The following is a 4,383-nucleotide window of genomic DNA, read 5'->3' as shown; positions in this document are numbered from 1 at the left end:
GGACGGCCTCGTCATCCCCGGCGGCGAGTCCACCACCATCTCGAAGCTGGCCGTGCTGTTCGGCCTGATGGACCCGCTCCGCGCGCGCGTGCGGGACGGTCTGCCCGTCTACGGCACCTGCGCCGGCATGATCATGCTCGCCGACAAGATCCTCGACCCGCGCTCGGGCCAGGAGACCATCGGCGGCATCGACATGATCGTGCGCCGCAACGCCTTCGGCCGGCAGAACGAGTCCTTCGAGGCGGCCGTCGACGTCGAGGGCGTCGAGGGCGCCCCGGTGGAGGGCGTCTTCATCCGCGCCCCCTGGGTCGAGTCCGTCGGTGCGTCGGCCGAGGTGCTCGCCGAGCACGACGGCCATATCGTCGCGGTCCGCCAGGGCATGGCTCTGGCCACGTCGTTCCACCCGGAACTGACCGGCGACCACCGTGTGCACGGCCTGTTCGTGGACATGGTGCGCGCGAACCGTACAGCCGAGTCCTTGTAGGATTCCTGCGTTCGTTGCTGAGATGGGTTACGCGAAGGAGACAGGCAGATGTCCGGCCACTCTAAATGGGCCACGACCAAGCACAAGAAGGCCGTCATCGATGCCAAGCGTGGCAAGCTCTTCGCGAAGCTGATCAAGAACATCGAGGTCGCGGCGCGCATGGGCGGCGTCGACATCGAGGGCAACCCGACGCTGTACGACGCCATCCAGAAGGCGAAGAAGCAGTCGGTCCCGAACAAGAACATCGACTCCGCGGTCAAGCGCGGCGGTGGCCTCGAGGCCGGCGGCGCCGACTACGAGACGATCATGTACGAGGGCTACGGCCCGAACGGCGTCGCGGTGCTCATCGAGTGCCTCACCGACAACCGCAACCGCGCCGCCTCGGACGTCCGCGTCGCGATGACCCGCAACGGCGGCAACATGGCCGACCCGGGCTCGGTGTCGTACATGTTCAGCCGCAAGGGCGTCGTCATCGTCCCCAAGGGCGAGCTGTCCGAGGACGACGTCCTCACCGCCGTCCTGGACGCGGGCGCCGAGGAGGTCAACGACCTCGGTGAGTCCTTCGAGGTGCTCAGCGAGGCCACCGACCTGGTCGCGGTCCGCACCGCCCTCCAGGAGGCCGGCATCGACTACGACTCCGCCGACTCCAGCTTCGTGCCGTCCGTCCAGGTCGAGCTGGACGAGGAAGGCGCCAAGAAGATCTTCAAGCTGATCGACGCGCTCGAGGACAGCGACGACGTGCAGAACGTCTTCGCCAACTTCGACGTCAGCGACGAGATCATGGAGAAGGTCGACGCGTAACGCCGCCGCGGGCTTCAAGGGCTGCACGGGCCGACGGGACATCCCGTCGGCCCTTCGCGCTATTCGGGTGTGGGTGCGGGGCGTTGTCGGTGGCACCCGATAGCCTGCACAAACTGGCGATCGATATCGATAGGGAGGGCGCGCGTGCGCGTGCTGGGGGTGGACCCGGGACTGACCCGGTGCGGTGTCGGCGTGGTCGAGGGCGTCGCCGGACGGCCGCTCACGATGATCGGAGTCGGCGTCGTCCGGACACCGGCGGACGCCGACCTCGGCCACCGCCTCGTCGCCGTCGAGCAGGGCATCGAAGAGTGGCTGGACGAGCACCGGCCGGAGTTCGTCGCCGTGGAGCGCGTCTTCAGCCAGCACAACGTCCGTACGGTGATGGGCACCGCCCAGGCCAGCGCCGTCGCCATTCTGTGCGCCTCGCGTCGCGGGATCCCCGTGGCGCTGCACACCCCGAGCGAGGTCAAGGCCGCCGTCACCGGCAGCGGCCGGGCCGACAAGGCCCAGGTGGGCGCGATGGTGACCCGCCTGCTCCGGCTCAGCGCACCGCCCAAGCCCGCCGACGCGGCCGACGCCCTCGCCCTCGCCATCTGCCACATCTGGCGCGCCCCCGCGCAGAACCGACTCCAGCAGGCCGTCGCCCTGCACGCATCGAAAGGCCGTACGGCATGATCGCCTTCGTCAGCGGCACGGTCGCCGCGCTCGCCCCCGATGCCGCGGTCGTCGAGGTCGGCGGCGTCGGCATGGCCGTGCAGTGCACGCCGAACACACTGTCCACGCTCCGCATCGGCCGGCCCGCCAAGCTGCACACCTCCCTCGTCGTACGCGAGGACTCACTGACCCTGTACGGCTTCGCGGACGACGACGAGCGGCAGACCTTCGAGCTGCTCCAGACAGCGAGCGGCGTGGGACCGAGACTCGCCCAGGCGATGCTGGCCGTACACACCCCGGACGCCCTGCGCCGGGCGGTCGCCACCGCCGACGAGAAGGCGCTCACCGCCGTTCCCGGCATCGGCAAGAAGGGCGCCCAGAAGCTGCTCCTGGAACTGAAGGACCGGCTCGGCGAGCCGCTCGGCGCCCCGGCAGTCGGTACGCCGGTCAGCACCGGCTGGCGTGACCAGCTGCACGCGGCCCTGATCGGCCTCGGATACGCGACCCGGGAGGCCGACGAGGCCGTGACCGCCGTGGCTCCGCAGGCCGAGGCCGCCGAGGGTGCTCCGCAGGTCGGCCAGTTGCTGAAGGCCGCCCTCCAGACCCTGAACCGCGCCCGCTGAACCCCCACACACCGAGGCACATCATGAACTGGGACGACACCACCGACGCCCCCGCCGCCGAGCGGCTCGTCGGCGCGGCAGCCGACGGTGAGGACCAGGCCGTCGAGGCCGCCCTGCGCCCCAAGGACCTGGACGAGTTCATCGGCCAGGAGAAGGTCCGCGAGCAGCTCGACCTCGTCCTGCGCGCCGCACGCGCGCGTGGCGCCACCGCCGACCACGTGCTGCTCTCCGGCGCCCCCGGCCTCGGCAAGACCACCCTGTCGATGATCATCGCGGCCGAGATGGGCGCCCCCATCCGCATCACCTCGGGCCCCGCCATCCAGCACGCCGGCGACCTCGCGGCGATCCTCTCCTCCCTCCAGGAGGGCGAGGTCCTCTTCCTCGACGAGATCCACCGCATGTCCCGGCCCGCCGAGGAGATGCTGTACATGGCGATGGAGGACTTCCGCGTCGACGTCATCGTCGGCAAGGGCCCGGGAGCCACCGCCATCCCACTGGAGCTGCCCCCGTTCACCCTGGTCGGCGCCACCACGCGCGCGGGGCTGCTGCCGCCCCCGCTGCGCGACCGCTTCGGCTTCACCGCCCACATGGAGTTCTACGAACCGGCCGAACTGGAGCGGGTCATCCACCGCTCGGCCCACCTCCTCGAGGTCGAGACCGATCCGGAGGGCGCCGCCGAGATCGCCGGCCGCTCCCGCGGCACCCCCCGCATCGCCAACCGTCTGCTGCGCCGCGTCCGGGACTACGCCCAGGTCAAGGCCGACGGGCTGATCACCAAGGACATCGCGGCGGCCGCCCTCGCCGTCTACGAGGTGGACGAGCGCGGCCTCGACCGCCTCGACCGAGGTGTGCTGGAAGCCCTGCTCAAGCTGTTCGGCGGCGGACCCGTCGGCCTGTCCACGCTCGCGGTCGCGGTGGGGGAGGAGCGTGAGACCGTGGAGGAGGTGGCCGAGCCCTTCCTGGTAAGGGAAGGACTGCTGGCCCGCACTCCGCGCGGCAGGGTCGCCACCCCCGCCGCATGGGCGCATCTCGGCCTCACCCCGCCCGGCTCCCAGACCACCGGAAACGGACAACAGGACCTGTTCGGGGCGTGACGACGCCGTCACCGCTCCGGGTCGGCGAGGCCAGTGGCCGCACCAGGAACCCCGGTGCCATGCTGAGCGTTGTTCCATGCGCGCGGACTCGCTTAGACTCCGCCGATGCCGTCTTTGTCGGCGGCGTACATACCCCCAACCATCTGGCCGCTCACAGCGCGGTCGTGTGAAGGAAGTACCGACCGTGAGTCTCCTGACCCTCCTCCCGTTCATTGTGCTCATCGGGGCCATGTTCCTCATGACCCGGTCGGCCAAGAAGAAGCAGCAGCAGGCCGTGGACATGCGGAACCAGATGCAGCCCGGCAGCGGCGTCCGCACCATCGGGGGCATCTACGCCACGGTCAAGGAGGTGAACGAGGACACCGTCCTCGTCGACGCCGGCCCGGGCGTCGAGCTCCTCTTCGCCAAGAACGCCATCGGTGCCGTGCTCAGCGACGACGAGTACAACCGCGTCGTCCACGGCGTCGAGCACGACCTGAAGTCCGACGCCGACATCGTCCCGGACGACGCCTCTTCCCTCACCGAGACCGACGACTCCTCCGCCGACGCCGACGACAAGCCCGTCGACCTCGGCAAGAAGGACGCGGCCGACGAGCCGGCCGGCGACGACGCCCCGGCCGATGACACCCCGGCCGCCGAGACGAAGACGGACGCAGAGGCGAAGACGGACGCAGAGCCGAAGAAGACCGACGGCGACTCCGAGGCGAAGTAGTCGTTTCCCGGGGTG

General features: G+C 70.3%; 6 protein-coding genes. All 6 read left to right on the top strand.

Going from position 1 to position 4,383, the window contains the following annotated elements; translation table 11 throughout:
• Nucleotides 1-484: pyridoxal 5'-phosphate synthase glutaminase subunit PdxT (gene pdxT / locus ACFTZL_RS41755; protein WP_382594892.1), on the top strand; the 484-nt coding region annotated here is incomplete at its 5' end.
• Between the two features lie 48 nt (nucleotides 485-532).
• Nucleotides 533-1,285, top strand: coding sequence for a YebC/PmpR family DNA-binding transcriptional regulator (locus ACFTZL_RS41750; RefSeq protein ID WP_382594889.1), 753 nt, complete (start codon nucleotides 533-535; stop codon nucleotides 1,283-1,285).
• A gap of 144 nt (nucleotides 1,286-1,429) precedes the next feature.
• Nucleotides 1,430-1,960: a crossover junction endodeoxyribonuclease RuvC gene (gene ruvC, locus ACFTZL_RS41745; protein WP_382594886.1), complete on the top strand. Its 531-nt coding sequence runs from the start codon at nucleotides 1,430-1,432 to the stop codon at nucleotides 1,958-1,960.
• Nucleotides 1,957-2,562: a Holliday junction branch migration protein RuvA gene (ruvA, locus tag ACFTZL_RS41740; RefSeq protein ID WP_184597235.1), complete on the top strand. Its 606-nt coding sequence runs from the start codon at nucleotides 1,957-1,959 to the stop codon at nucleotides 2,560-2,562. Before ruvC ends, ruvA begins: the two co-directional genes overlap by 4 nt.
• 23 nt (nucleotides 2,563-2,585) lie before the next feature.
• Nucleotides 2,586-3,656 (top strand): Holliday junction branch migration DNA helicase RuvB, encoded by a 1,071-nt coding sequence (ruvB, locus tag ACFTZL_RS41735; protein WP_382594883.1) that lies wholly within the window; start codon nucleotides 2,586-2,588, stop codon nucleotides 3,654-3,656.
• A gap of 184 nt (nucleotides 3,657-3,840) precedes the next feature.
• The gene (gene yajC / locus ACFTZL_RS41730; RefSeq protein WP_382594880.1) at nucleotides 3,841-4,368 is read left to right on the top strand and encodes a preprotein translocase subunit YajC; all 528 of its coding nucleotides are present in this window, start codon (nucleotides 3,841-3,843) and stop codon (nucleotides 4,366-4,368) included.
• Nucleotides 4,369-4,383: the final 15 nt, after the last annotated feature.

This window comes from Streptomyces sp. NPDC056948 (assembly GCF_042674225.1).
Taxonomy (GTDB): Bacteria; Actinomycetota; Actinomycetes; order Streptomycetales; family Streptomycetaceae; genus Streptomyces; species Streptomyces purpurascens.
The sequence above is the reverse complement of the archived record's forward strand: the minus strand, read 5'-3'. Positions and strand labels throughout refer to the sequence as shown.

Coding starts and splice junctions, on each gene's coding strand:
- ACFTZL_RS41750 (WP_382594889.1), top strand. CDS start 533: ATGTCCGGCCACTCTAAATGGGCCACGACCAAGCACAAGAAGGCCGTC.
- ruvA (WP_184597235.1), top strand. CDS start 1,957: ATGATCGCCTTCGTCAGCGGCACGGTCGCCGCGCTCGCCCCCGATGCC.
- ruvB (WP_382594883.1), top strand. CDS start 2,586: ATGAACTGGGACGACACCACCGACGCCCCCGCCGCCGAGCGGCTCGTC.